Here is a 24,210-nt window from a genome sequence, read left to right on the forward strand (position 1 = left end):
CGCGCTCAAGGCTTGACGGTCAGTTTGCCGACCATGCCAGCCTGGTAATGCCCCGGAATGTTGCAGGCGAACTCCAGGCTGGTGGCCTTGCTGAAGGTCCAGGTCAGTTCGGCGCTTTTGCCCGGCTCCACCAGCACGCTGTTGGGATCGTCGTGCTTCATCATCGGCATGTCGCCATGGCCCATCTTGCTGTGGTCCATCTGGCTCATGTCGTGCTGCATGCCGGTAGGCGTGAGCATCCCGGTATCCATCATCTGCTGCATTTCCTTCTGGTGGCCGGCGTGCATGGCGGCGCTTCCCAGGTTGAATTCGTGCAGCAGGCTGCCCGTGTTGTGGATGACGAAGCGCACGGTCTCGCCCGGCTTCACGTCGATGCTCTCCGGCTCGAAGAACATCTCGCCCAGCTTGATCTCCACGGTGCGGGTGGCCTGGGCGGCCTGGGCCGGCTTGCCGAAGTCGTAGGTGTGCCCGGTATCGGCCAGGGCCGGCAGGCTGAAAGCGGCGGCGAGGCCGAGGGCGGAAGCTTGGAGCAGATGACGCAGGGACATGGCGAATCTCCTTTCTGGAATGGTGGCCATGGTCGCTGTCGGCGGCTGAGGGTTACCTGTCGGGAAGATTACAACTCTGTCAGCTTGGCGCTCGCTTGCCCGATACCGAGTATAAAGAGGGCGAAAAAAGCCCGCCGAAGGGCGGGCAAGGGGCAGCACGATGAAGCGAAATCAGCAGACCTGGCGCGCCTTGGCGGCCTGTTCCTGCATGCGCTGGAAGGTGATGCCCCCTCCTCCGTCAGCCCAGGCTGGCGTGACGGGGAACAACAGCACGGCAAACAGCGTGGAGATGATCAGGTGCATGGCAGCCTCCTCAATGACGCTTGAAAATAAATGCGCTGCCAGTCTGCGATACCGACACTGTCAGTTCGCTGACCGCCCCATTACCTTGAGGACAGCCGCGCCCCGAGCGCCTGAATGGATACCCGGATGAAACTCCTCATCGTCGAAGACGAACCCCGCATCGGCCAGTACCTGCAACAGGGCCTGAGCGAGGCCGGCTTCGCCGTCGACCTGACCGCCGATGGCGACGAGGGGCTGCAACTGGCCCTGGCCGCCGAGCACGACCTGCTGATCCTCGACGTGATGCTGCCCGGCCGCGACGGCTGGCAGATCCTCCAGGCGGTGCGCCAGGCCGGCAGCGCGGTGCCGGTGCTGTTCCTCACCGCCCGCGACGCCGTGGAAGACCGCGTGCGCGGCCTGGAACTGGGTGCCGACGATTACCTGGTGAAACCCTTCGCCTTCGTCGAACTGCTCGCCCGCGTCCGCACCCTGCTGCGCCGCGGCGGCCAGCAGATTCAGGAAACCACCCTGCAACTGGCCGACCTGGAGCTTGACCTGCTGCGCCGCCGCGTACAGCGCGCCGGCAAGCGCATCGACCTGACCGCCAAGGAGTTCGCCCTGCTGGAATTGCTGCTGCGCCGTAGCGGCGAGGTGCTGCCCAAGTCGCTGATCGCCTCCCAGGTGTGGGACATGAATTTCGACAGCGACACCAACGTCATCGAGGTCGCCATCCGCCGCCTGCGCGCCAAGGTCGACGACGACTTCCCGCAGCGCCTGATCCACACCGTGCGCGGCATGGGTTACGTGCTGGAAGAGCGCGAAGCATGAGTGCCCGCCTCTCCCTCGGCCTGCGCCTGAGCCTGCTGTTCGCCGCCTGCACCGCCGCCGTGTCGTTGCTGGCCGGCCTCATTTTCAGCCGCGCCAGCGAGGCACACTTCATCGAACTGGACCAGCAGTTGCTGAACGGCAAGCTGGCGATCTTCCGCGACGTACTGAATGGTGTCGGCAGTGCTGAACAACTCGCCCCCCACGACGCCGAACTGCGCCGCGAACTGGAGCGCCATCCCGACCTCGGCCTGCGCCTGCAGGGCCCTGACGGCCAACGCTGGTTCTGGCAACTGCCCGCCATGAACATGGCCAGCGACGAAGCCCCCGCCTACCGCGAACTGCAAGCGCCGCTGGATGCCGGGAATCCGCAGGGTGCGCAACTCACCCTGATCCTCGACATCACCCACCACCAGCACTTCCTGCAGCGCATGCAGCGCCTGATCTGGATGACCATGGGTTTCTCCGCCCTGGCCACCGCGCTGCTTGGCGCCTGGGCGGCCCGCGCCAGCCTGCGCCCCTTGCGGCGCATGAGCGAAGTGGCGGCCCAGGTCAGCGCGCACTCGCTGACGACCCGCCTCGACGCCGGGCAGATGCCGCAGGAGCTGCGCGGCCTGGCCGGCGAACTGAACGCGATGCTGGCGCGCCTGGAAGAAGCCTTCCAGCGCCTGTCGGCCTTCTCCGCCGACATCGCCCACGAGCTGCGCACGCCCCTGACCGGGCTGCTGACCCAGACCCAGGTAGTGCTCTCACGCTCGCGCGGTCTGGAGGATTACCGCGAAGCGCTGCACGGCAACCTGGAGGAGCTGGAACGGCTCACCGCGATGGTCAATGACATGCTGTTCCTGGCCAAGGCCGACCACGGCCTGCTCGCGCCGAACCGCCAGGTTCTGGCTCTGGCCGCCGAAGTGGACGAACTGCTGGAGTTCTACGGACCGCTGGCCGAGGAAAAATCCATTCGCCTGGAGCGCGACGGCGAGCTGTCGGTACAAGGCGACCGTGCCTTGCTGCGCAGAGTACTGGCCAACCTGCTGGACAACGCCCTGCGCTTCACCCCGGACGGCGGGCAGATTCGCGTACGCCTGGAGCCGGGCCGCCTGAGCGTGGAAAACCCCGGCCGGGAGATTCCCGCCGCGCGCCTGCCGCGCCTGTTCGACCGTTTCTACCGCGCCGACCCGGCCCGCCGCGAGGGCCAGGGCGAGCACGCCGGACTGGGGTTGGCGATCTGTCGCTCCATCATCCGCGCCCATGGCGGGGAGATTCGTTGCGAGTCGGCTGGTGGGTGGACGCGGTTCGTTATCGAGTTTCCCGCTTAAGAGCCCCTCACCCTAACCCTCTCCCAGAGGGAGAGGGGACTGTACGGAATAGGCGGAAACCAAGGCATCAGCCGGCACGCGCGGCTCCCTCTCCCTCCGGGAGAGGGCTGGGGTGAGGGCAAACCAATGCAGCGAAGTTCCAGCTGGCCCAAAAAACTAAAAGGCCCCAACCGGGGCCTTTTGGCATCAGCGCAATGCGTCACTCACTGGCGCATCCCACGCCCGCTCACCAGCAGGCGCACGCAGAACACGTAGAGCAGCACGGTAGCCACCAGCATGAAGATCACCGCGGTGCCGATGCGGATGTCCGACACCCCGAGAATGCCATAGCGGAAGGCATTGACCATGTGCAGGATCGGGTTCGCCAGCGACACGGTCTGCCAGAACGGCGGCAGCAGCGTGATCGAGTAGAACACCCCACCCAGGTAGGTCAGCGGCGTCAGCACGAAGGTCGGGATAATCGAGATATCGTCGAAATTACGGGCGAATACCGCGTTGACGAAGCCACCCATGGAGAAGATCGCCGCCGTCAGCACCACCACCAGAACGGTGATGCCCAGGTGGTGGATCTGCAGGTCGGTGAAGAACAGCGACAGAATGGTGACGATCACGCCCACCGCCAATCCGCGCAGAACACCACCGCAGACGAAGCCGAGGAGGATGGTGTGCGGCGACACCGGCGACACCAGCAACTCCTCGATGTTGCGCTGGAACTTGCTGCCGAAGAAGCTGGACACCACGTTGCCGTACGAGTTGGTGATCACCGACATCATGATCAGGCCGGGCACGATGTACTGCATGTAGGTAAAGCCGCCCATATCGCCGATCTGCCGGCCGATCAGGTTGCCGAAGATGACGAAGTACAGAACCATGGTGATCGCCGGCGGCAGCAGGGTCTGCGGCCAGATGCGCAGGAAGCGGCGGACTTCGCGGTAGACGATGGTGTTGAGGGCGACCCAGTTGGCGCGCAGTTCGTGACTCATACCGCCACCTTCGACAGATTCTTCTCCACCAGCGACACGAACAGCTCCTCCAGCCGGTTGCTCTTGTTGCGCAGGCTCAGGATCTGCACGCCCTGGGCATTGAGCTGGACGAACAGACCGTTGATCCCCAGGGATTTGTCCACCTGCACTTCCAGGGTGTGGTCATCCACCAGCCGCGCCGGATAGCCGTCGAGCTTGGGCGTCTCGCTGAGCGTGCCCTGCAGGTCGAGGTAGAAAGTCTCCACATGCAGCTTGTTCAACAGCTTGCGCATGCTGGTGTTCTCCACGATGGTGCCGTGGTCGATGATCGCGATGTTGCGGCACAGCTGCTCGGCCTCTTCCAGGTAGTGCGTGGTGAGGATGATGCTGATGCCTTCGCCGTTGAGCTCGGTAAGGAAGTTCCACATCGAGCGGCGCAGTTCGATGTCCACGCCGGCGGTGGGTTCGTCGAGGATCAGCAGGCGCGGCTCGTGGACCAGCGCGCGGGCGATCATCAGGCGGCGCTTCATGCCACCGGAGAGCTCGCGGGAGGCGGAGTTGCGCTTGTCCCACAGGCCCAGCTGGGTCAGGTACTTCTCGGCGCGCCCCTTGGCCACGCTCATCGGGATGCCGTAGTAGCCGGCCTGGGTGACGACGATGTCGAACACCTTCTCGAACTGGTTGAAGTTGAATTCCTGGGGCACCACGCCCAGGCAGCGCTTCAAGCCGTAGGGATCCTTGTCCAGGTCATGGCCGAACACATTGACCGTGCCGCTGGTCTTGTTCACCAGGGTGGAGAGGATGCCAATGGTGGTGGATTTGCCGGCGCCATTGGGGCCCAGCAAGGCAAAGAAATCGCCCTCGGCGACGTCCAGATCGATGCCCTTGAGGGCCTGGAAGCCGTTGCCGTAGGTCTTCGTCAGTTGACGGATGGACAGCGCGGAACTCATGGGTTTTCCCGTTGCAAGTCGGTGGAAAGACGCACGTCTCTGGAAAAAGGCCTGCTTGATAAGGGCACGCCGCGAGGATTGCAACCTTCGGGGCACGCGCAGGGACTCAGGTCAGTTCGGTCATCACGGCGTCACGGTAGGCCGGGCGTGCCTTCAGGCGCTCGTACCAGGCCTTGAGATGCGGCTGCGCCGGGCGCTCGATGGGCATTTCGAACCAAGCATAGATGAAGCAGCCCAGAGGAATATCGCCGATACCGAACTGTTCGCCAGACAGGTATGACTGCTTTGCCAGCACCGCCTCGGGAATTGCCAACAGACCCGCGCAGATATCGAGGGCAGCCTGGATGGCAGCCGGGTCGCGCTGTTCCGGCGGGGTGCGCACGGTCCCCCAGAATACGGTGCGGAACGGCGCGGCCAGGGACGAGGTGGTCCAGTCCATCCACTTCTCGGCGCTGGCGCGCTGCTGCAGGTCCTGCGGGTACAGGTCCGGGGCGTAGCGCGCGGCGAGGTAGCGGACGATGGTGTTGGACTCCCAGAGGACGAAGCCCTCATCCTCCAGGGTCGGCACCACGCCATTGGGGTTCAGGGCACGATAAGGCGCGTCATTGACCACACCGAACGCGCCGCCGGCGTCGATCCGCTCATAGGCCAGACCCGCCTCCTCCGCGCACCAGAGCACCTTGCGCACGTTGGAGGAATTCTTCCGGCCCCAGATCTTCAGCATACTGCGCCCCTCTTGTGGTCGTCATTCGATGGTCACGCGCCCAACGGACGCGATTTCGGATGACGGCACACTACCGGCAACGGCGCGAGGAAAAAAGACACAGCTACTGATGGTCACTATCGATTGCGTTCATGCTTTGGCTGCTTCACTGCGCATGTCGCCCTGCAGCGGTGCGTCTTCACCGGTGAACAGATGCGGGTAACACTGCCGGAGGTAACCGAAGAAAAACGCCTCGGGCACGTCGGGGAACTGCCCGTGGTCGCGCAGGTATTCCATATGCCGCTCGCCGTCGCGATTGAACGGGTGGAAGACGCTGTCGTTGCGCCCGTCGAACTCCAGCGGCAGCACGCCGAAGGCCTCGCACAGGCCGATATCGAAGGCCGGCGTGGCCTTTACCCAGCGGCCTTCGAGGAACAGCTCGGTGTAGCCGTGCATGGCGAATACCTCGCTGCGCAGCAACTCCAGCAGGCGCGGCGTGGCCAGGTGGTTCTTCACATCGGCCAGGCCAATGCGCGCGGGAATCCCGCAGTGCCGGGCGCAAGCGGCCAGCAACGTGGCCTTGGGCACGCAGTAGGACTGCCCGCTTTCCAGGGCGTGACTGCCCTTGAGGGTCTGCGGGTCGCGGCTGAACACGTAGGGGTTGTAGCGAATCCCGTCGCGCACCGCGTAATAGAGCGCCACCGCCTGCTCCAGCGGCGTACCGCCGTCGCCCCGATGATTTAGAGCGAACTCGATTACCCCGGGGTGGTCACTATCAACGAAGCGGCTGGGCTTGAGGTACTGCTGCATGGCTCTGTCTCCGGGCTGGTCGTCCTTGATGGCGCCACCAGTCTAACCAGCCGGATCGGCTCCCCGACAAGGCGATCCGGCCAAGCTGTCCGGCCATGCGGCCATCGGTCCCGCTCGGCCAGCTAAGCTTCCGGTGCATTGTGAATGGGTGTTCACGCCCGTCGCTTTGCGCGCGCATTGTTCGTCACCAAGCCCACCACGGCGCGCTGCCGCCGGGGCGGGCTGTCATGGAGGAATCCGCATGCTGCTCGTCTGGTTACTCGTCCTGATCCTCGGCGTTGCCTGGCTCGCGCACCGCCGCGCCTCGCCGCTCAAGGCCCTCGGCATCGTCGCCGTGTACCTCGTGCTGATGAGCCTGTTCAGCCACGCCCACGTCTGGATGGTGCTGTTCTGGCTGATCTGGGCCGTGGTCGCGGTGACGATTCTCGCCACCGACCTGCGCCGCAGCCTGTTCACCTCGCGGCTGTTCGCCTGGTTCAAGAAGACCCTGCCGCCGATGTCCGAGACTGAGCGCGAGGCCATCGAGGCCGGCACGGTCTGGTGGGACGGCCAACTGTTCAGCGGCCGCCCGGACTGGCATACCCTGCTCGCCTATCCCCGCGCGCAGTTGACCGAGGAGGAGCAGGCGTTCGTCGACGGCCCCACCGAACAGCTCTGCGCGATGATCAACGACTACCAGGTCGGCAAGGACATGGACCTGCCGCCCGAGGCCTGGGCCTTCATCAAGGACCAGGGCTTCTTCGGCCTGATCATTCCCAAGGAATACGGCGGCAAGGGCTTCTCCGCCTTCGCCCACTCCCAGGTGGTAATGAAACTCGCCACCCGCAGCGGCGACCTCGCCTCCACCGTGATGGTGCCCAACTCCCTCGGCCCGGCCGAACTGCTGCTGCACTACGGCACCGACGCCCAGCGCCAGCGCTACCTGCCGCGCCTGGCCACCGGCGCAGAAATCCCCTGCTTCGCCCTGACCAGCCCGCAGGCCGGTTCCGATGCCGGCGGCATGACCGACGTCGGCGTGGTCTGCAAGGGCCAGTGGGAAGGCCAGGAAGTCCTCGGCCTGCGCCTGACCTGGGAAAAGCGCTACATCACCCTCGGCCCCGTCGCCACCCTCCTCGGCCTGGCGTTCAAGTGCCATGACCCGGACCACCTGCTGGGCGAGGAAGAAGACCTCGGCATCACCCTGGCGCTGATCCCCACCGACACCGACGGCGTGCAGATCGGCCGCCGCCATGTGCCGCTGGGCGCCGCCTTCATGAACGGCCCCAACTCCGGCAAGGACGTGTTCGTGCCGCTGGACTACATCATCGGCGGCCAGGAAATGATCGGCAAAGGCTGGATGATGCTGATGAACTGCCTGTCCGTGGGGCGCTCGATCTCCCTGCCGGCGGTGGGCACCAGCGCCGCCAAGGCCGGCAGCTACGTCAGCGGTCGCTACGCGCAGGTACGCGAGCAGTTCAACGTGCCGCTGTCGGCCTTCGAGGGCATCCAGGAAGCGCTCGCCCGCATCGGCGGCAACGCCTGGCTGATGGACAGCGCGCGCATCCTCACCGCCAACGCGGTCGACCTGGGCGAGAAGCCCTCGGTGCTCTCGGCCATCCTCAAATACCACCTGACCGAACGCGGCCGCGAGTGCATCGCCCACGCCATGGATATCCACGGCGGCAAGGGCATCATCCTCGGCCCGAACAACTACCTGGGCCGCTCCTGGCAGGCCGCGCCGATCTTCATCACCGTCGAGGGCGCCAACATCCTCTCGCGCAACCTGATGATCTTCGGCCAGGGCGCCATCCGCTGCCATCCATACGTCCTGAAGGAAATGGAACTGGCCCGCCGCGAAGACCAGGACCAGGCTGAGCGCGAGTTCGACGAACTGCTGCTCGACCACATCGGCTTCGCCGTCGGCAACGCCGCCAGCAGCCTGCTGCTGGGCCTGGGCTTCGGCAGCTTCGACCAGGTGCCGGGCGACCGCGTCAGCCGCCCGTACTACCGCGCGCTGAACCGTCTCGCCGCCTCCTTTGCCCTGCTCGCCGACTTCAGCATGATGATGCTCGGCGGCGAACTGAAGCGCCGCGAGCGCCTGTCGGCGCGCCTGGGCGATGCGCTGAGCCACCTGTACCTGGGCTCCGCCGCGCTCAAGCGCTACCACGACCTGGATAACCCGGATTACCTCCACCCGCTGCTGCGCTGGGCCATGGAGGAAAACCTGGAGAAGGCCGAAGCGGCGTTGGCCGATCTGATCGACAACTTCCCCAACCGTGCCTTCGCCTGCCTGCTGCGCGTGCTCGTGCTGCCGCTGGGCCGCCGCCACCGTGGCCCTGGCGATGCGCTGGATGCCGAGATCGCCGATATCCTCGGCCGCCCGCTGAGCGACCCGGCGCTGCAGGCGATCCTTGCCGGCGCCTACCTGCCCAGCGGAGAGGACGATCCGGTCGCCAAGCTCACCATCGCCTACGACCAACTTGCCGCCGCCGCACCGCTGCAGAAGAAACTGCACAAGGCCCTCAAGGAACACGGCGTTGATCCCAAGCCAGGCCAATCGCCCATCGACGCCGCCCGCGAGGCCGGCGTGCTGGAGGCGACCGAGGCTGAAACCCTGCATGCCGCCGAGCGCGCCCGCCGGGCGGTGATCGATGTGGACGATTTCTCCAAGGAAGAACTGGCCGGAAAGACATCCGCCAGCGAGAAATCGAACAAGGAGAAGCCGGCGAGCAAACCGACCACCACCACAGACTGATCTACAGGCTTCACGCATAGGGCGCCTTCGGGCGCCCTTTTTCTTGTCCGACGCAAAGCAATGCCGAGCGCAATGATCAGGTGCACACTGGGGGCAACCCTGTCATGGAGATACCGCCCATGCGCCGATTCCTCCTTCCGCTGCTGGCGATCTTCCTCGTCGGCGCCGCCCAGGCCGATCCCTGGCTCTATCCCAGCCGCCCGCGCCCGGCCCCCACGCCCAGTCCGGTCATCGACCCCATCCAGCAACAGCAGGACAGCCTGCGCCGCCAGTCCGAGCTACGGCAGAACGAACTGGACCGCCAGCGCCTGAACTACGAGGACCAGCGCCTGCAGATACAGCAGGACAACCTCAAGCGCCAGCAGGACAGCCAACGCCGCTGGGACGAACAGCGCCGGCAGAGCGACCAGATGATCCAGCGGCAGAAGAGCGAGCTGCAGCAGGACCAACTGCAACAGCAGCAACGCATCCTCGACCAGCAGCGCCAGCAGATCGACAACCAGCGCCGGCAGATCCAGATGCGCCCGATCCGCTGATCATCCCCGGCGGCAGCACGGGCGAAACCCGATATACTCCGCAGCCGTTTGAATACAGCTCCAGAGGACTCCCATGGCCAGCGCCTATCTCGACCACCACATTGCCCTGCTCAACCACCTGCGCATGATCCTCGGCGCGCTGGGCGAAGCCGAGCAGGTTCCCGAGGACAACCACGGCCTGTTCCTGGAACGGTTCGACGAACTGATGCTGGAATTGCCGCGCGACCCCGAAGGCGCCCAATACCTGGGCCAGGACCTGATCAGCCAGGTCTTCCACCGTTACCCGCAGATCGCCCACCTGGTGCCGCGCGACCTGCTGTGGTTCTTCGGCGGCGACTGCCTGCATTTCATGCCCGACGAAGAACTGCAGATGTACCAGCAGCTCGACGAGCGCCGCTTCGAAGCAGAAGAAAACGGCGAACCCTTCGACTGGAACCGCGAGAAGCAGGTACTGGCCCTGCCGGACGACTCGCCCAAGCACTGATCCCCGCCTGGCGCGGCGACTGCCGCCGCGCCACGGACATTCTGTCCAGCGCCCGCCGCGCGCGGTTGACAAACTGACAAGGACACCCGGGGCGCCCCGCCCGTAGCCTTTTGTTACTTATTCAAACAAAGGCAGGGAACGTCATGCTCAGCTTCAAGATCTCGCAAGGGGCCCACGACAAGGTCCGCCGCGTCTCCAGCATCATCTGCACCCTTTTCTCCATCGGCTTCGTCGTGGTGATGTGCCTTACCGCCATCGGCGACCACCTGCGCGCAAAACGCATCCTCGCCGACCATTCGGTGGTCAGCGCGCCGCTGGTGCTGGACGAAGTCACCGAGGAGCGCGGCCGTCGCGGGCGCACCAAGGAGATGTACCACTTCACCTACCAGTTCGAAGTGAAGGGCCAGCCCTACATCGGCCGCTTCGACGTGGCCGGTAGCAACGCCGACAAGTACCCCGAAGGTACCGTGCTGCAGATCGCCTACGCCAACGCCGACCCGGCGCACTTCGACCGCCTGGACCGCCTCCAGGACCTCTCCGACACCGGCGGCATGTTCACCCGCCTGGGCGTGGGCCTGCTGGGGGCCGCGCTGATCGGCTTCATCATCCACCTGCTGGCCACCCGCCGCCTGTTCGTCCCCCGCGAGGAGCCAGCAGCAGCCTGAGCCGGCACAACGAGAAAAGCCCGCATTCGCGGGCTTTTTTTCATGCCGGGCAGGATCAGCGTTCGGAAGCTTCCCCCTCGACCTCCTTCTGCGGGAACAGCAGGCTCGCCACAATCCCCACCGCCAGAACCGCCAGCACGACCACCAGACTGGTGTTGGCATCGATGCTGTAGCCGTGATGGAACAGGGAATCCGTGGCATTCAGCCCCAGTTTGGCGGCAATGAAGAACAGCAGCACCACCACCGACTTCTCCAGGTGCACGAGGTAGCGCTTGAGCGCTTCAAGCACGAAATACAGCGTGCGCAGCCCGAGGATGGCGAACAGCATGGCCGAGTAGACGATCAGCGGCTCGCGGCTCACTGCGATCACTGCCGGAACCGAGTCGAAGGCGAACAGCACGTCCGACACCTCGACCACCAACAGGCAGAGGAACAGTGGCGTGGCAAACAGCGCACCCTTGGCGGCCAGGCTGAGGCCCTTGTGCTCCGCCTTGCACACTTCCACCTCGAGCTGCTTGCGCGCCACGAAGAAACGCCCGCCCAGCAGCTTCGGCCAGACCGGGAACAGCTTGCTGGCGAAGCGATAGGCCAGGTGCCGGGAATAGTCCTCCTCGCCGTCATCGTCGCCGCCACCCCTGAGCATCATCACGCCGGTCCAGGCGACGATCGCGGCAAAGACGATCTCCACCCACGGCCCGAACGCCAACAGCCCCGTACCGATGGCCACGAAGATGGCGCGGAACACGATGGCGCCGATGATTCCCCAGTACAGAACGCGGTGGCGCAGGCCATCCGGCACCTTGAACCAGGCGAAGATGGCGATGAAGACGAACAGATTGTCGACGCTCAGCACCTTTTCCAGCGCATAGCCGGTAAGGAACAGACTGGCCACCTGGGAACCATGCTGGACGTAAAGGAACCCGGCGAAGCTCAGGGAAATGGCGACCCAGAAGATTGACCAGCCCGCCGCCCCCGCCAGGGAGATGGGCTTGTTGTCGCGGTGGCTCACCATGTCCAGCAGAAGGGCCGCCAGGGCAAGCCCGACAAAGACCGCGACGGTCAACGGGGGGAAACCAATATGTGTCTGTTCCACGATTGCGACTCTCGATAATGAAATGTCGGCCGGATCGATCCGGCCACCCTTCGGATCAGGTGGCGGGCCGGTCTGCGCCGATCTTTCGCCGCCAGCGCGGATGGAAGGCCCGCCAATGCGGGTCCTGTGCGGCGCGCAACAGCGCATGGTCGCCCAGGGTGTCGCCCCAGGCGCGCAGCCGGTAAGCCGTCAGGGGGCCGTACTTGGCCTGCAGGCGCAGCACCTTGTTCTCGGCGCGGCAATTGCCGCCGGCGATGCGGCCGGTGATACGGCCATCGATCACCTCCAGTTCGGTGCCGATCAGCCCCACGCCCAGGCGCTCGGCGAAAGGTCGCAGCACCAGCGCAGGGGACGCCGAGCAAAGCGTCACTTCGGCCCCGGACGCCAGTTCTGCGGCCACGCCGCGCAACCCTTCCGGCCGCAGCAGGTAGCCCCAGACGAACCGGCAGTAGGCTTGCGCACGGACGGCAAGCCATTGCGCGTCGATACCTCCGAGAAAAACCGCGAGGAGGCGCGCCTTTAGCTCATCGCGGCTGATCCGGCGCAAGAGGAAAGCCAGGCTCGGCAGCAGCATGGCGGGCAGGCGTCGGACGAATCCGAGCGTACCGAAGGCGAACCAGAGGAACGGCAGGAAGCTGTCATGGCGGGTCAAGGTGCCGTCGAAATCGAATACCGACAGGACACCGCCTCCGCCCGCGCTCGATTGACGCCCATGGCGGCCAGACTCGGGGCGATCCATTGACTCCCACATCCGCATGACCACCTCACCTGAGCGCCCCACAATCTCCATCCCCGCCGCCGACAGGCGGCACGAACGAGCCCCGCTCCATCGCACAACGATCGAGCGCTGGCATTCTCGGGTACCTGTCTGAGGCGACAAACGAGAATCCCCTCAGGGCTGCGTCGGAATTTTCCTCAATACAGGCGCCAGAGCGGATTTGCCGGTAGATAGCGGGGAAGCCCCAAGCCCACGGCGGAGCAATCAATGCAGAAGAGAGGCCAAGGATGGCAGCCGGAATTCGGCCCGTAGAGGATGGTGCGCGGCGGCGGTAAGATTTTCATCGCACAAACGAAAACGCCGCCCCGAAGGGCGGCGTTTCGATTCTGGAGCGGGAAACGAGACTCGAACTCGCGACCCCGACCTTGGCAAGGTCGTGCTCTACCAACTGAGCTATTCCCGCATCAACTTGTTGCAACCTTCAGCTTTCGCCGAAGGGTAACGCCATTTCATCTTTCGGTCACTGCCAGAGGCAATGATCGAGAATCTGGAGCGGGAAACGAGACTCGAACTCGCGACCCCGACCTTGGCAAGGTCGTGCTCTACCAACTGAGCTATTCCCGCAATGGCGTCCCCTAGGGGACTCGAACCCCTGTTACCGCCGTGAAAGGGCGGTGTCCTAGGCCACTAGACGAAGGGGACGCGGCCCGGAACTTAACATCTTTCCGACTTCGTCGCTGCGGCAAATTCTGCGTTTCGCGTCGAAGTGGCGCGCATTCTAGGGAGGCTTTGAAGGGTCGTCAACCCTTCAGAGAAATTATTTTTAAATCAAAGACTTCTGGGTAAAAACCGAGCTGCCGCTATCAGCAGTATCACTAAGACATTACACTCGCGGAAAACATCCGGAGCACTCCACGGTGTCGCCAATCGTCATTACGGTCCTGGTTCTCGTCGGTATCGCCCTGCTGGTCGCTATCGGCTACATCAACCATCTGGTGGAAAACCGCAAGCTGGAGCAGGCGCGCCTGAAGGCCGATCTGGCCGACCGCTGCCGGCGCTGCGCCGATGTTTCCGAATCCCTGCCCGGCCAATTCATGTCGCCGGCACTGAAGCTGCTGCTCAGCGGCTTCGAACTGAGCCTCAGCGAACGCCTGCTGGCCGTCGACAAGCAGAACGCTGCGCTCAGGCAGCGAATTGAAGAGCTGCGCGGCCTGGTGGCCAAGGGCGAGTCCATTCCGGTCAAGAATGCGCCACAACCGATCCTCACCGAGGCCAAGGCCAAGGACGTGCGCTTCCTCTTCGAAGCGCTGCATGCCCAGCTTACCCGCTGCGCCCAGGACAACATGCTGCCTCGGGTGGAAGCGCAGAAATGGGTGAAGGAAATCCGCCACCTGCTCACCCTCCTCCATATAGAGTTCTTCGGCAACCTCGGCCAGCAGGCGCTCCAGCAGGGCCAACCGCGGCAGGCACGCCTGGCCTTCGAGCGCGGCGCACAGTACCTGCAGAAGCAACCGGAGATCGGCCGCTACCAGGCGCAGCTCAAGCAGATGGAAGCCCAGCTGGCCCACGCCAACGCTCTGGTACTGGAAACCTCCCAGCCCGCCGTGGATGAACAGAGCGAACTGGGCGACGGCCTCAAGGCGCTGGACGAAGACGATATCTGGAAGAAGAAGAACCTTTACGACTGATCCGTCGTCGAATCACCAACCCGGCCACCTTCGCCCCAGGAGCCTTGCATGAGCCTCGTCGTCTTCGGCGCCCCACTGTCCCCCTTCGTTCGCAAAGTCCGCCTGTTCGCGGCCGAGAAAGGCTTCGATTACCAACTGGAGAACATCAACCCGTTCAACCAGCCGGACTGGTACCGCGAACTCAACCCGCTGCGTCGCGTACCGGCGATCCGCGATGGTGACTTCACCCTCGCCGACTCCAGCGTCATCTGCCATTACCTGGAAGACCGTGACCCGCAGCGCGACCCGCTGTGCGGCGCAGGCGCCGAGTCCCGCGCACGGATCAACTGGCTGGAGAAGTACGCCGACTACGAGCTGGCGCCGCTGACCACCTTCACCGTGTTCCGCAACCGCCTGCTCAAGCCGCTGATGGGCAAGGTCTGCGATGAAGTGGCGGTCAAAGGCGCCATGCAGGAGAAGCTCCCCGAACACTTCGACTACCTGGAGAAGTGCCTGGGCCAGCAGCAATGGTTCGTCGACGACCGTTTCAGCCTCGCCGACATCGCCATCGCCTGCCAGCTGGTAAACCTGCGCCACGGCGAGGAAGAACTGGACGCCCAACGCTGGCCGAAGCTGGCAGCGCATTTCGAGCGCACCCTGGCCCGCCCTGCCCTCGCCGAAATCGTCCAGGGTGAGCTGCAGATCATCGCCAAGATCATGGCCAAGCGCTGATCTTCCTGCATGAACGAAAAAGCCCCGCCTAGGCGGGGCTTTTTCATGGGCGCGGATCAGCAGTCGGAGAGGCGCAGGAAAATCTCCACCAGGCGTTCGATACCTGCCTGGTCCTCCTCACTGAATCGGCCAACCTTCGGGCTGTCCAGATCCAGCACGCCGATCAGGCGGCCGTCCTTCACCAGCGGCACCACCAACTCGCTGTTGGAGGCGCTGTCACAGGCGATGTGGCCGGGGAATGCGTGCACATCTTCGACACGCTGGGTTTCCCGGGTGCGCGCCGCGGCGCCACACACGCCCTTGCTGAAGGGAATGCGAACGCAGGCGACCTTGCCCTGGAACGGGCCGAGCACCAGCTCTTCATTGCGGTTCAGGTAGAAGCCGGCCCAGTTCAGGTCCGCCAACTCGTTGAACAGGAACGCGGAAAACTGCGAGGCGTTGGCGATGAAATCGCGCTCGTCGGCAAACAGCGACTCCGCCTGGGCGGCCAGCAGCGCGTAGCCGCCAAGGCCGGCACCGGCCTGTTGCAGACCGATCATGGGGTCTCTCCTTCCAGCAATTGTCTGCCCACCCAGTAGCGGGCGAATTGATAGGCACAGCGGCCATTACGGTTGCCGCGCCCGAGCGCCCAGCGGATGGCTTCCTTCTCCAGCGCCTCGTCCCAGGTCCAGGCAGCGAGCCCGGACTTCTGCGCGAGCACCTCGACCCAGTGACGCACCACGCTGAGGAAGTGCTCCTGGGTGAAGGGATAGAAGGACAGCCACAGGCCGAAACGGTCGGACAGGGCGATCTTGTCTTCGACGGCTTCGTTGGGGTGCAACTCGCCATCGACCATCTTCCAGTTCTCGTTGTCGCTCTGCTTCTCCGAGACCAGATGGCGACGGTTGGACGTGGCGTAGAGCAGCACGTTGTCCGGCGCCTGCTCCAGCGAGCCGTCGAGCACGCTCTTGAGGACGCGGAAATCGCCTTCGCCGGCGTCGAACGAGAGGTCGTCGCAGAACAGCACGAAGCGCTGCGGCAGCCCCTGGATCTGCTCGACCACGCGCGGCAGGTCGGCGAGGTGGTCGCGCTCGATCTCGATCAGGCGCAGTCCTTCTCCGGCCAGCTCCGCCAGCAGCGCGCGGACCAGCGAGGACTTGCCGGTGCCGCGGGCGCCCCACAGCAACGCATGGTTGGCCGGTTGGCCCGCAACGAACTGCCGGGTGTTGCGCGCCAGTTGCTCGCGCTGCCGGTCGACGCCCAGCAGGTCGTCCAGGCGCAGGTCGAGGCTGACCTTGAGCGGTTGCAGGTAACCGCTGCGGCCGTCGCGATGCCAGCGCGCCGCCAGGCTGTGCTGCCAGTCCAGCGTTTCGCGGACGGCGGGCAGCAAAGGCTCCAGGCGCACCATCAGCGCTTCGGCGCGGGCGAGAAAATCGTTCAGACGAGAATCCACGCGGGTCTCCATATTCTTCGACGCGGCTCTACGGGTTGAGAACCGGGAATTTCTTCGCCTTCGGGCTATCCCGACAGACGGTTCCGATGGGCTATGCTACGCCGCAGGAAAGCTTCTGCGAGGCGACGCTCCGCAACCATGGATATTGCGCTCACTCATCGCCTCTCGTTCAAGCAGGCCAGCCTGACGGTGCTGGTGGCGTTCATCCTGGGCACCTTGCTGAGCCTCATCCAGGTAGGCGTCGATTATGCCAGCCAGGACGCCTCCATCAACCGCGAAGTGCGCGCCCTGCTGGACGTCAGCCACAACCCCGCCGCCCGCATCGCCTACAACATCGACGCCGAACTGGCCCAGGAACTGGTCGTGGGCCTGCTGCGCTCGCCTGCGGTGATCCGCGCCGAGATCATCGATAACGCCGGCGTGCCCCTGGCCAGCGCCGACCGACCACCGGCGGAAAGCCACCTGCGAGGCCTGAGCGATTTCCTCTTCGGCCAGCAGCGCACCTACGAAGAACCGCTGTTCGTCGAGCATGCCCCAGCAGAATCGCTCGGCGTGCTGCGCCTGGAGATCGACACCTTCGTCTTCGGCAACGATTTCCTGCGCCGCGCCGGGATGACCTTCATTTCCGGCTTCATCCGCAGCCTGATGCTCTCACTGATCCTGCTGGTGCTCTTCTACGCGCTGCTGACCAAGCCCCTGGTGAGCCTGATCGAAGCCCTGTCCCGCCACGACCCGCGCTCGCCCTCCCGCCTGCGACTGCCCTGCCCGCGTGGCCATGAGCGCGACGAGATCGGTGTGCTGGTGGAAGTCACCAATCGCCAGCTCAACCGCATCTCGGTGGAGATGGAACAGCGCCGCGAGGCGGAGGACCGCCTGACCCAGTACCTGGAAGAACTGGAAAGCATCGTCGCCGCCCGCACCGCCGAATTGAAGGCAGCCAACGCGCGCCTGACCCTGTCCAACCAGGAACTGGAGCAGGCCCGGCAGAACGCCCTGGCCATGGCCCAGGCACGTGGCAGCTTCCTGGCCAACATGAGCCACGAGATCCGCACGCCGCTCAACGGCCTGCTGGGCATGCTCGGTCTGGCGCTGGACGGCCCGCTCACCGCCGAGCAGCGCCAGCAGCTGTCCATCGCCCATGATTCGGGCAAGGTGCTGGTGGACCTGCTCAACGACGTACTCGACCTCTCCAAGTTCGAGGCCGGCCAACTGGAGCTGGAGCAGATCCCCTTCGACCTCGGCACCCTCGTGGAAGACACCGCCAGCCTGCTGTCGCAGAACGCCGGTCCCGCCGTGGAACTCACCTGCCTGATCAGCCCGCAGCTGCCGGCCCAGCTTTCCGGCGACCCGACCCGGGTGCGCCAGGTGATCAGCAACCTGCTGTCCAATGCCCTCAAGTTCACCCGCTTCGGCCGTGTGGATGTCCGCGTCGATCCTCTGGACCATGGCGTGCGCATCAGCGTCCGCGACACCGGCATCGGCGTGGCGCCCGAGGCCCTGCAGAAGATCTTCCAGCCCTTCACCCAGGCCGACGCCGGCATCGCCCGCCAGTATGGCGGCACCGGGCTGGGCCTGGCGCTGACACGCAAGCTCTGTGAGGCCATGCAAGGCGAGCTGAGCGTCACCTCCGAACCGGGCCTGGGCAGCGAGTTCGCCGTCACCCTGCCCCTGACGACACTGGAACCCGCACAACCGCTGGCGCGACTGAACGGCAAGCTGATCGTGCAGTGCGCCGCCAGCAGCGGGCTGGCCGCACTGCTGCAGAGCTGGCTGCCGGCATGGGGCGTGGACTACCAGCGCCTGGACATCGACGCCAGCCTGGCCGGAGTGGAGCTGGACGCGCTGCTCTCGGATTGCCCGGACTGCCTGATCGGCCTGCGCCAGAACGTCACCAAGCCGGTGTTGCTGGTGACGGCCTATGGCAACTTCCTCGAGCCCGAGATGGCCCAGCGCCTGGCGCCCTTGCGGCAGCTGGCGCGCCCGCTGTCGCGCGCCGTACTCTACCAGGCACTGAAACAGGCGTTCGAGCACCAGCCTCTACCCACGGCAAAAGCGCCGGGCACTGCGGCACTGGAGCAATTCTCCGCCCGCGTACTGCTGGTGGAGGACAACCCGGTCAACCAACTGGTCGCGCGCGGGCTGTTGCAGAAACTGGGGTGCCAGGTGGGCATCGCCAACAATGGCGAGGAGGCGTTGCAGCAGCTCGCCAGCGCCGAATTCGACCTGGTGCTGATGGACTGCAACATGCCGGTGATGGACGGCTACCAAGCCACCCGCGAGATCCGCGAGAGCGGCCGCTGGCCGAGCCTGCCGGTGATCGCCCTGACCGCCAATGCCCTGCCGGACGAGCGCGAACGCTGTCGCGCCGCCGGCATGGACGATTACCTCGCCAAGCCTTTCCACCGCGACGAGCTGGCCGCCATCCTCGAACGCTGGGCCGGTCCCCGGTCGCGCGGCTGACTCAGGCGTCCAGCTGGGTCAATTGCCGCAGCAGGCCGTCCAACTGCTCGCGCAGGCCATCGGTGACGCTCAGGTCGATACCACTGCGACACAGCAGTTCCTCCCGCAGCGGCAGCACCTTCTCGCGCAATGCCGCCCCCTCCGACGTCAGACCCAGGTGCACCTCACGCTCGTCATGCTGCGCGCGACGGCGCTGCACCAGGCCCAGTTGCTCCAGGCGCTTGAGCAGCGGCGTGAGGGTGCCGGAGTCAAGCATCAACCGTTCGCCCAGGGCCTTCACCGAAGGCTGCTCCGGCGGCTCGGCCTGCCACTCCCAGAGCACCAGCATGGCCAGGTACTGCGGGTAGGTCAGGCCGAGCGCTTCGAGCATCGGCCGGTAGCCACGGATCACCGCGCGGGACACGGCGTACAGGCGGAAGCACAGCTGGTTGTCCAGCTGCAGTTCGGCCGGCAGGGATACGGCGTCTTTCATCACAGCAGCGCTTCGATCTCGGCGGACAGTTGCTCGGGCTTGGTGGTCGGGGCAAAGCGCTTGACCAACTGACCGTCCTGGCCGATGAGGAACTTGGTGAAGTTCCACTTGATGCCCTGGCTGCCCAGCAGGCCCGGCGCGCGCTTCTTCAGTTGCACATAAAGCGGGTGGGCCTCGGCGCCGTTGACGTCGATCTTCTTGAACAGCGGGAAGCTCACGCCGAAATTCAACTCGCAGAACTGGGTGATTTCCCCTTCGTTACCGGGCTCCTGCTTGCCGAACTGGTTGCAGGGGAAGCCGAGCACCACCAGGCCCCTGTCCTTGTACTGCCGCCAGAGCTTCTCCAGCCCCTTGTACTGCGGAGTGAAGCCGCACTGGCTGGCGGTATTCACCACCAGCAACGCCTTGCCGCCGAAATCGGCGAGGGTCTTCTGTTCGCCCTTGATGGTGGTCACGGGAATGTTCAGCAGTGCATCGCTCATCGGACATGGCTCCGGAAAAGTGGGAGATTGAAGAATAGTGATCAATTAAATTGTGCGCAATTCAATTGATCGCGAATCACCCACTGAATGCCCCTTCATCACCCTGCAGGAGCGAGCTTGCTCGCGAACGAACTTTCCGGCGGCAACCGAACTGGACGGGTTCGCGAGCAAGCTCGCTCCTACAAAAAGCCAAAAGGCCCGCTCGGTGGCGGGCCTTGAGGTCACTCTTTAGGCACCAACTTCAACGACGCCGAATTGATGCAGTAGCGCAGCCCGGTCGGCCGCGGGCCGTCGGGGAAAACGTGGCCCAGGTGCGAATCGCACTTGCCGCAGCGTACTTCGATGCGGTGCATGCCATGGCTGAAGTCTTCCAACTCCTTGACCACCTCGCCATTGACCGGCTGGAAATAGCTCGGCCAGCCGCTGCCGGAGTCGTACTTGGCGTCGGAATCGAACAGCGCGGTACCGCAGCATACGCAGTGGTAGATGCCGGGTGTCTTGGTGTCGTGGTATTCGCCGGTGAAGGCGCGCTCGGTGCCGCCCAGACGGCAGACATGGAACTGCTCGTCGGTGAGTTCGTCACGCCAGGAATCCAGGGGCTTTTCCAGCTTTTCCATCGATCTGCCTCCATTAATGGAAAAAATGCCCGATGCCTCCTTTTCCGGGAATCGGGCCGCACGTATGATGCGCGTGGTTAACGTCATGTTCAGAATCTGCCGCACAGAGACATTCTCGCGATAGAAAAGCCTTAAAAACTCTACTTTTTCGAGAAATCCACTGTTTTCCTGTCGATTTTCAGGGTCGATACCAGGGAAAAGCACTTCCGAACCCATCATTTGACGCCAGTCTGTCACCCGCGTTACAGCCTGCCAAGTCGCCGGCCGCGGACTATTTCGGAATCCCAGATCATGCAGGTCACCAAATCGAACAAGCTCGCCAACGTCTGCTACGACATTCGCGGGCCCGTGCTCAAGCACGCCAAACGCCTGGAAGAGGAAGGCCATCGCATCCTCAAGCTGAACATCGGCAACCCGGCGCCGTTCGGTTTCGAGGCGCCGGACGAAATCCTCCAGGACGTCATCCGCAACCTGCCCACCGCCCAGGGCTACAGCGACTCCAAGGGCCTGTTCAGCGCGCGCAAGGCAGTAATGCAGTACTACCAGCAGAAGCAGGTGGAAGGCGTCGGCATCGAGGACATCTACCTGGGCAACGGCGTATCCGAGCTGATCGTCATGGCCCTGCAGGCGCTGCTCAACAACGGTGACGAGGTGCTGATTCCGGCGCCCGACTATCCGCTGTGGACCGCCTCGGTCGCCCTCTCCGGCGGCAAGCCGGTGCATTACCTGTGCGACGAGCAGGCCGGCTGGTTCCCCGACGTCGCCGACATGAAGGCGAAGATCACCAGCAATACCAAGGCGCTGGTGCTGATCAACCCGAACAACCCCACCGGCGCGGTCTACTCGAAGGAAGTGCTGCTGGACATCGTCGAGCTGGCGCGCCAGCACAACCTGGTGATCTTCTCCGACGAGATCTACGACAAGATCCTCTACGACGAGGCCCAGCACATCTCCACCGCGTCGCTGGCGCCGGACGTCCTCTGCCTGACCTTCAACGGCCTGTCCAAGTCCTACCGCGTGGCGGGCTTCCGCTCCGGCTGGATCGCCATTTCAGGCCCCAAGCACAAGGCACAAAGCTATATCGAGGGCCTGGATATCCTCGCCAACATGCGCCTGTGCGCCAACGTGCCGAGCCAGCACGCCATCCAGACAGCGCTGGGCGGCTACCAGAGCATCAATGACCTGGTGCTGCCGGGCGGCCGACTGCTGGAGCAGCGCAACCGCGCGTGGGAGCTGCTCAACGACATTCCCGGCGTCAGTTGCGTGAAACCCATGGGCGCGCTCTACGCCTTCCCGCGCATCGACCCGAAGGTCTGCCCGATCCACAACGACGAGAAGTTCGTCCTCGACCTGCTGCTTTCCGAGAAGTTGCTCATCGTTCAGGGCACCGCCTTCAACTGGCCCTGGCCGGATCACTTCAGGGTCGTTACCCTGCCTCGACTCGATGACCTGGAACAGGCCATCGGACGCATCGGCAACTTCCTGAAAAGCTATCGCCAATAAATCATCGCCAGTGAACTGATGGATCTGCAGATCGACGACTTCTACAAGGACGCAGCCGGCGGCCTGCTGACGCTCTACCAGGCCTTCCCGCGCAAGATCGCCCTCTACGTCGAGGACCTGATCGGCCGGGAAGAGCCCGACGAATTCGGCCTGCCCAGCACCCGCCACCAGAGCTGTCTGGGCGCGCTGCTGTGGTTGGCCGAAGAAGGCTACCTGCGCTTCGAGGCAACCATTCGTTACGAAGCATTGGACCAGGCGGTGCTCAGCGAAAAAGCCTTCCTGCGCCTGACCCGCCTCGTCCCCCATGCCGTGCGCGACGACCAGGAACTGCCGCCCAGCGTGCGCCGCGACCAGGCCACGCTGGCCAACCAGCTGCGCGATGCACTGGCCAGCCGGCACGGGGAACGCATCGCCCGGCTGACCCGTCTACTCTTCGAGAGCGACCTGGGGCGCTCGTAGTACAGGCAGACGACACAAGTTGAAATAGTCCCCGAGTTGAATCACCTGGGGGCCATCCGTATATACCCCGCATACTATTCAGCGATCCCGAGCGCGTTGCGCCCGGCGATCCGGAAAGCCGCATTCCAAGGCGGCTTTCGCCCCGTCACCGTGAGGAGAAGCTTTACGCCATGATGCGCATCCTGTTGTTCCTGGCCACCAACCTGGCAGTTCTGGTGATCGCCAGCATCACCCTGAAATTGCTCGGCGTGGACCGATTCACCGGCCAGAATTACGGTAGCCTTCTGATTTTCTGTGCCGTCTTCGGCTTCGCCGGCTCCCTGGTTTCGCTGTTCATCTCCAAGTGGATGGCGAAGATGAGCACCGGCACCGAGATCATCAGCCAGCCGCGCACCCGTCATGAACAGTGGCTGCTGCAGACCGTGGAAGAGCTGTCCCGCGAAGCCGGCATCAAGATGCCGGAAGTGGGTATCTTCCCCGCCTACGAGGCCAACGCCTTCGCCACCGGCTGGAACCGCAACGACGCGCTGGTCGCGGTCAGCCAGGGCCTGCTGGAGCGCTTCTCGCCTGAGGAAGTGAAAGCCGTACTCGCCCACGAGATCGGCCACGTGGCCAACGGCGACATGGTCACCCTGGCGCTGATCCAGGGCGTGGTGAACACCTTCGTGATGTTCTTCGCGCGCATCTTCGGCAACTTCGTCGACAAGGTGATCCTGAAGAACGAAGACGGCCCGGGCATCGGCTACTTCGTCGCGACCATCTTCGCCGAACTGGTCCTGGGTATCCTCGCCAGCATCATCGTCATGTGGTTCTCGCGCAAACGCGAATACCGCGCCGACGAAGCCGGCGCCCGCCTGGCCAGTACCGGCGCGATGATCGCCGCCCTGCAACGTCTGCGCGCCGAACAGGGTGTGCCGGTGCAGATGCCCGACTCGCTGCAGGCCTTCGGTATCAACGGCAACCTCAAGCATGGCCTCGCCGGCCTGTTCATGAGCCACCCGCCGCTGGAAGACCGTATCGAAGCCCTGCGCGCCGCCGGCCGCTAAGCTTCGACCCGACAAAAAAGGGCGACCCTCGGGTCGCCCTTTTTCATACCTGCGATTCAGCCCCGGCGGAGCGTGAACACCACTTCGTCCAGATGACCGACGCCACGCTTGAGAAACTTCGGGTTCTCCGCCAGCACATCGAGGCGCTCCACCTCCGTCACCTCCCAGTCCTCGGCGAAGAGCTCGTGCACTTCCGGCGCCAGCACGGCGAACGGCGGGCCATCCATCTCGGCCTGAGGGTATTCCAGGGTCACCAGCAGCCCGCGTGAGCGAGACGGCAGGATGCGCTGCAGATGGGCCGCATAGTCAGCACGCAGGTCCGGCGGCAAGGCGATCAGCGCCGCGCGGTCGTACAGTGCGCTGCACCCCGCCACCTGTTCAGCGGTGACATCGAAGAAATCGCCCTGGAGAATCTCCAGGCGCTCGAAACTGTAGCGGCGCAGCGCGCCATCCTCGGTGACCTGCGGAGTGACACCCAGCTCGGTGAAGAAGTCGACGGCAGCGCGCTCGGCCAGTTCGACTCCCAGCACGTGATATCCCCACTGGGCCAGCCAGAGCATGTCCAGGCTCTTGCCGCACAGCGGCACCAGCACCTGCGACTCCTCGGGCAACCCCAGGCCCGGCCAGTTGCGCTGCAGTCCGGGATTCACCGACTGCTGATGGAAACCGATTTCATTGCGCGCCCAGCGCGACTGCCAGAACTCATGCTGCATA

The 24,210-nt window shown here is 64.5% G+C and carries 26 protein-coding genes and 3 tRNA genes; 12 read left to right on the forward strand and 17 right to left on the reverse strand.

Going from position 1 to position 24,210, the window contains the following annotated elements; all coding sequences use genetic code 11:
- Nucleotides 1–5: 5 nt before the first annotated feature.
- Nucleotides 6–548: a plastocyanin/azurin family copper-binding protein gene (locus tag A9513_RS16165; RefSeq protein ID WP_024763881.1), complete on the reverse strand. Its 543-nt coding sequence runs from the start codon at nt 546–548 to the stop codon at nt 6–8.
- A 171-nt stretch (nt 549–719) separates the two neighbouring features.
- Entirely contained in the window at nt 720–851 is a 132-nt protein-coding gene (locus A9513_RS36545; RefSeq protein ID WP_255302866.1) for a co-regulatory protein PtrA N-terminal domain-containing protein, read from the reverse strand.
- A 126-nt stretch (nt 852–977) separates the two neighbouring features.
- Between A9513_RS36545 and A9513_RS16170 the strand changes: the two genes are divergently transcribed.
- Nucleotides 978–1,658, forward strand: coding sequence for a heavy metal response regulator transcription factor (locus tag A9513_RS16170; RefSeq protein WP_024763880.1), 681 nt, complete (start codon nt 978–980; stop codon nt 1,656–1,658).
- The gene (locus tag A9513_RS16175; RefSeq protein WP_065085068.1) at nt 1,655–2,971 is read left to right on the forward strand and encodes a heavy metal sensor histidine kinase; all 1,317 of its coding nucleotides are present in this window, start codon (nt 1,655–1,657) and stop codon (nt 2,969–2,971) included. The genes A9513_RS16170 and A9513_RS16175 overlap by 4 nt, the downstream gene beginning before the upstream one ends.
- 203 nt (nt 2,972–3,174) lie before the next feature.
- On the opposite strand, the gene A9513_RS16180 is transcribed toward A9513_RS16175, so the two are convergent.
- The 4 genes from A9513_RS16180 to A9513_RS16195 form a co-directional block, all read right to left on the reverse strand.
- Nucleotides 3,175–3,954 (reverse strand): ABC transporter permease, encoded by a 780-nt coding sequence (locus A9513_RS16180; RefSeq protein ID WP_024763878.1) that lies wholly within the window; start codon nt 3,952–3,954, stop codon nt 3,175–3,177.
- The gene (locus tag A9513_RS16185) at nt 3,951–4,883 is read right to left on the reverse strand and encodes an ABC transporter ATP-binding protein (RefSeq protein WP_065085069.1); all 933 of its coding nucleotides are present in this window, start codon (nt 4,881–4,883) and stop codon (nt 3,951–3,953) included. Before A9513_RS16185 ends, A9513_RS16180 begins: the two co-directional genes overlap by 4 nt.
- 106 nt (nt 4,884–4,989) lie before the next feature.
- A complete protein-coding gene (locus A9513_RS16190) occupies nt 4,990–5,607 on the reverse strand; it encodes a glutathione S-transferase (protein ID WP_065085070.1) in 618 nt (205 codons plus the stop codon).
- Between the two features lie 129 nt (nt 5,608–5,736).
- Nucleotides 5,737–6,396: a transglutaminase family protein gene (locus A9513_RS16195; protein ID WP_038803516.1), complete on the reverse strand. Its 660-nt coding sequence runs from the start codon at nt 6,394–6,396 to the stop codon at nt 5,737–5,739.
- A 241-nt stretch (nt 6,397–6,637) separates the two neighbouring features.
- On the opposite strand from A9513_RS16195, the gene A9513_RS16200 reads away from it, so the two are divergent.
- The 4 genes from A9513_RS16200 to A9513_RS16215 all read left to right on the forward strand — a co-directional run bounded on the left by A9513_RS16200 (nt 6,638) and on the right by A9513_RS16215 (nt 10,815).
- Nucleotides 6,638–9,130 carry an acyl-CoA dehydrogenase gene (locus A9513_RS16200; protein ID WP_065085071.1) on the forward strand — a complete coding sequence of 831 codons (2,493 nt, stop codon included), beginning with the start codon at nt 6,638–6,640 and terminating at the stop codon, nt 9,128–9,130.
- Between the two features lie 119 nt (nt 9,131–9,249).
- Nucleotides 9,250–9,666, forward strand: a complete 417-nt coding sequence (locus A9513_RS16205) for a PA2816 family glutamine-rich protein (protein ID WP_024763872.1) — start codon at nt 9,250–9,252, stop codon at nt 9,664–9,666.
- Between the two features lie 73 nt (nt 9,667–9,739).
- Complete coding sequence (locus tag A9513_RS16210; RefSeq protein ID WP_024763871.1) at nt 9,740–10,150, forward strand: PA2817 family protein; 411 nt, start codon at nt 9,740–9,742, stop codon at nt 10,148–10,150.
- Nucleotides 10,151–10,293: 143 nt separating this feature from the next.
- Nucleotides 10,294–10,815, forward strand: a complete 522-nt coding sequence (locus A9513_RS16215; protein ID WP_065085072.1) for a DUF3592 domain-containing protein — start codon at nt 10,294–10,296, stop codon at nt 10,813–10,815.
- A 55-nt stretch (nt 10,816–10,870) separates the two neighbouring features.
- Here A9513_RS16215 and A9513_RS16220 read toward each other — a convergent pair whose 3' ends face one another.
- From A9513_RS16220 to A9513_RS16240, 5 genes are all read right to left on the reverse strand, one after another.
- On the reverse strand, nt 10,871–11,908 hold the full coding sequence (locus tag A9513_RS16220; protein ID WP_065085073.1) for a TerC/Alx family metal homeostasis membrane protein: 1,038 nt from the start codon (nt 11,906–11,908) through the stop codon (nt 10,871–10,873).
- A 55-nt stretch (nt 11,909–11,963) separates the two neighbouring features.
- Nucleotides 11,964–12,647: an HAD-IB family phosphatase gene (locus tag A9513_RS16225; protein WP_065085074.1), complete on the reverse strand. Its 684-nt coding sequence runs from the start codon at nt 12,645–12,647 to the stop codon at nt 11,964–11,966.
- 366 nt (nt 12,648–13,013) lie between these two features.
- A tRNA-Gly gene (locus tag A9513_RS16230) sits at nt 13,014–13,089 on the reverse strand.
- An 85-nt stretch (nt 13,090–13,174) separates the two neighbouring features.
- Nucleotides 13,175–13,250: transfer RNA gene (locus tag A9513_RS16235), tRNA-Gly, on the reverse strand.
- Between the two features lie 2 nt (nt 13,251–13,252).
- Nucleotides 13,253–13,328, reverse strand: a tRNA-Glu gene (locus A9513_RS16240).
- A gap of 215 nt (nt 13,329–13,543) precedes the next feature.
- Between A9513_RS16240 and A9513_RS16245 the strand changes: the two genes are divergently transcribed.
- Complete coding sequence (locus tag A9513_RS16245) at nt 13,544–14,314, forward strand: hypothetical protein (RefSeq protein ID WP_024766963.1); 771 nt, start codon at nt 13,544–13,546, stop codon at nt 14,312–14,314.
- 48 nt (nt 14,315–14,362) lie between these two features.
- Entirely contained in the window at nt 14,363–15,025 is a 663-nt protein-coding gene (locus A9513_RS16250) for a glutathione S-transferase family protein (protein ID WP_065085075.1), read from the forward strand.
- 56 nt (nt 15,026–15,081) lie between these two features.
- Here the strand turns inward: A9513_RS16250 and A9513_RS16255 are convergent, their stop codons facing one another.
- Nucleotides 15,082–15,564, reverse strand: coding sequence for a GAF domain-containing protein (locus A9513_RS16255; RefSeq protein WP_065085076.1), 483 nt, complete (start codon nt 15,562–15,564; stop codon nt 15,082–15,084).
- Nucleotides 15,561–16,457 (reverse strand): ATP-binding protein, encoded by an 897-nt coding sequence (locus A9513_RS16260; protein WP_024766960.1) that lies wholly within the window; start codon nt 16,455–16,457, stop codon nt 15,561–15,563. The genes A9513_RS16255 and A9513_RS16260 overlap by 4 nt, the downstream gene beginning before the upstream one ends.
- 138 nt (nt 16,458–16,595) lie before the next feature.
- Here A9513_RS16260 and A9513_RS16265 point away from each other — a divergent pair, with 138 nt between their 5' ends.
- Nucleotides 16,596–18,917, forward strand: coding sequence for an ATP-binding protein (locus tag A9513_RS16265; RefSeq protein WP_141678437.1), 2,322 nt, complete (start codon nt 16,596–16,598; stop codon nt 18,915–18,917).
- A 1-nt stretch (nt 18,918) separates the two neighbouring features.
- On the opposite strand, the gene A9513_RS16270 is transcribed toward A9513_RS16265, so the two are convergent.
- From A9513_RS16270 to msrB, 3 genes are all read right to left on the reverse strand, one after another.
- Nucleotides 18,919–19,389 (reverse strand): MarR family winged helix-turn-helix transcriptional regulator, encoded by a 471-nt coding sequence (locus tag A9513_RS16270; RefSeq protein ID WP_024766958.1) that lies wholly within the window; start codon nt 19,387–19,389, stop codon nt 18,919–18,921.
- On the reverse strand, nt 19,389–19,871 hold the full coding sequence (locus A9513_RS16275) for a glutathione peroxidase (protein WP_024766957.1): 483 nt from the start codon (nt 19,869–19,871) through the stop codon (nt 19,389–19,391). The genes A9513_RS16270 and A9513_RS16275 overlap by 1 nt, the downstream gene beginning before the upstream one ends.
- A 221-nt stretch (nt 19,872–20,092) precedes the next feature.
- A complete protein-coding gene (gene msrB, locus A9513_RS16280) occupies nt 20,093–20,488 on the reverse strand; it encodes a peptide-methionine (R)-S-oxide reductase MsrB (protein WP_037014221.1) in 396 nt (131 codons plus the stop codon).
- 291 nt (nt 20,489–20,779) lie between these two features.
- On the opposite strand from msrB, the gene A9513_RS16285 reads away from it, so the two are divergent.
- The 3 genes from A9513_RS16285 to htpX all read left to right on the forward strand — a co-directional run bounded on the left by A9513_RS16285 (nt 20,780) and on the right by htpX (nt 23,496).
- Entirely contained in the window at nt 20,780–21,991 is a 1,212-nt protein-coding gene (locus A9513_RS16285) for a pyridoxal phosphate-dependent aminotransferase (RefSeq protein ID WP_024766955.1), read from the forward strand.
- Between the two features lie 18 nt (nt 21,992–22,009).
- Nucleotides 22,010–22,450, forward strand: a complete 441-nt coding sequence (locus A9513_RS16290; RefSeq protein WP_038803800.1) for a hypothetical protein — start codon at nt 22,010–22,012, stop codon at nt 22,448–22,450.
- A 170-nt stretch (nt 22,451–22,620) separates the two neighbouring features.
- Complete coding sequence (htpX, locus tag A9513_RS16295; RefSeq protein ID WP_054909673.1) at nt 22,621–23,496, forward strand: protease HtpX; 876 nt, start codon at nt 22,621–22,623, stop codon at nt 23,494–23,496.
- A gap of 56 nt (nt 23,497–23,552) precedes the next feature.
- Here the strand turns inward: htpX and A9513_RS16300 are convergent, their stop codons facing one another.
- Nucleotides 23,553–24,209 (reverse strand): thiopurine S-methyltransferase, encoded by a 657-nt coding sequence (locus A9513_RS16300; protein WP_065085078.1) that lies wholly within the window; start codon nt 24,207–24,209, stop codon nt 23,553–23,555.
- Between the last annotated feature and the right edge of the window lies 1 nt (nt 24,210).

The organism is Pseudomonas sp. AU12215, from assembly GCF_001675465.2.
Classification (GTDB): domain Bacteria; phylum Pseudomonadota; class Gammaproteobacteria; order Pseudomonadales; family Pseudomonadaceae; genus Pseudomonas; species Pseudomonas nitroreducens.

Excerpts from the sequence above, each read along its gene's own strand:
- A9513_RS16265 (WP_141678437.1), top strand. The coding sequence starts at position 16,596 with ATGGATATTGCGCTCACTCATCGCCTCTCGTTCAAGCAGGCCAGCCTG.
- A9513_RS16175 (WP_065085068.1), top strand. The coding sequence starts at position 1,655 with ATGAGTGCCCGCCTCTCCCTCGGCCTGCGCCTGAGCCTGCTGTTCGCC.
- A9513_RS16255 (WP_065085076.1), bottom strand. The coding sequence starts at position 15,564 with ATGATCGGTCTGCAACAGGCCGGTGCCGGCCTTGGCGGCTACGCGCTG.
- A9513_RS16300 (WP_065085078.1), bottom strand. The coding sequence starts at position 24,209 with ATGCAGCATGAGTTCTGGCAGTCGCGCTGGGCGCGCAATGAAATCGGT.
- A9513_RS16275 (WP_024766957.1), bottom strand. The coding sequence starts at position 19,871 with ATGAGCGATGCACTGCTGAACATTCCCGTGACCACCATCAAGGGCGAA.
- A9513_RS16225 (WP_065085074.1), bottom strand. The coding sequence starts at position 12,647 with ATGGATCGCCCCGAGTCTGGCCGCCATGGGCGTCAATCGAGCGCGGGC.
- htpX (WP_054909673.1), top strand. The coding sequence starts at position 22,621 with ATGATGCGCATCCTGTTGTTCCTGGCCACCAACCTGGCAGTTCTGGTG.
- A9513_RS16190 (WP_065085070.1), bottom strand. The coding sequence starts at position 5,607 with ATGCTGAAGATCTGGGGCCGGAAGAATTCCTCCAACGTGCGCAAGGTG.
- A9513_RS16270 (WP_024766958.1), bottom strand. The coding sequence starts at position 19,389 with ATGAAAGACGCCGTATCCCTGCCGGCCGAACTGCAGCTGGACAACCAG.
- A9513_RS16185 (WP_065085069.1), bottom strand. The coding sequence starts at position 4,883 with ATGAGTTCCGCGCTGTCCATCCGTCAACTGACGAAGACCTACGGCAAC.
- A9513_RS16180 (WP_024763878.1), bottom strand. The coding sequence starts at position 3,954 with ATGAGTCACGAACTGCGCGCCAACTGGGTCGCCCTCAACACCATCGTC.
- A9513_RS16290 (WP_038803800.1), top strand. The coding sequence starts at position 22,010 with ATGGATCTGCAGATCGACGACTTCTACAAGGACGCAGCCGGCGGCCTG.
- A9513_RS16215 (WP_065085072.1), top strand. The coding sequence starts at position 10,294 with ATGCTCAGCTTCAAGATCTCGCAAGGGGCCCACGACAAGGTCCGCCGC.
- A9513_RS16165 (WP_024763881.1), bottom strand. The coding sequence starts at position 548 with ATGTCCCTGCGTCATCTGCTCCAAGCTTCCGCCCTCGGCCTCGCCGCC.
- A9513_RS16195 (WP_038803516.1), bottom strand. The coding sequence starts at position 6,396 with ATGCAGCAGTACCTCAAGCCCAGCCGCTTCGTTGATAGTGACCACCCC.
- A9513_RS16205 (WP_024763872.1), top strand. The coding sequence starts at position 9,250 with ATGCGCCGATTCCTCCTTCCGCTGCTGGCGATCTTCCTCGTCGGCGCC.
- A9513_RS16200 (WP_065085071.1), top strand. The coding sequence starts at position 6,638 with ATGCTGCTCGTCTGGTTACTCGTCCTGATCCTCGGCGTTGCCTGGCTC.
- A9513_RS16210 (WP_024763871.1), top strand. The coding sequence starts at position 9,740 with ATGGCCAGCGCCTATCTCGACCACCACATTGCCCTGCTCAACCACCTG.
- A9513_RS16250 (WP_065085075.1), top strand. The coding sequence starts at position 14,363 with ATGAGCCTCGTCGTCTTCGGCGCCCCACTGTCCCCCTTCGTTCGCAAA.
- A9513_RS16285 (WP_024766955.1), top strand. The coding sequence starts at position 20,780 with ATGCAGGTCACCAAATCGAACAAGCTCGCCAACGTCTGCTACGACATT.
- A9513_RS16170 (WP_024763880.1), top strand. The coding sequence starts at position 978 with ATGAAACTCCTCATCGTCGAAGACGAACCCCGCATCGGCCAGTACCTG.
- msrB (WP_037014221.1), bottom strand. The coding sequence starts at position 20,488 with ATGGAAAAGCTGGAAAAGCCCCTGGATTCCTGGCGTGACGAACTCACC.
- A9513_RS36545 (WP_255302866.1), bottom strand. The coding sequence starts at position 851 with ATGCACCTGATCATCTCCACGCTGTTTGCCGTGCTGTTGTTCCCCGTC.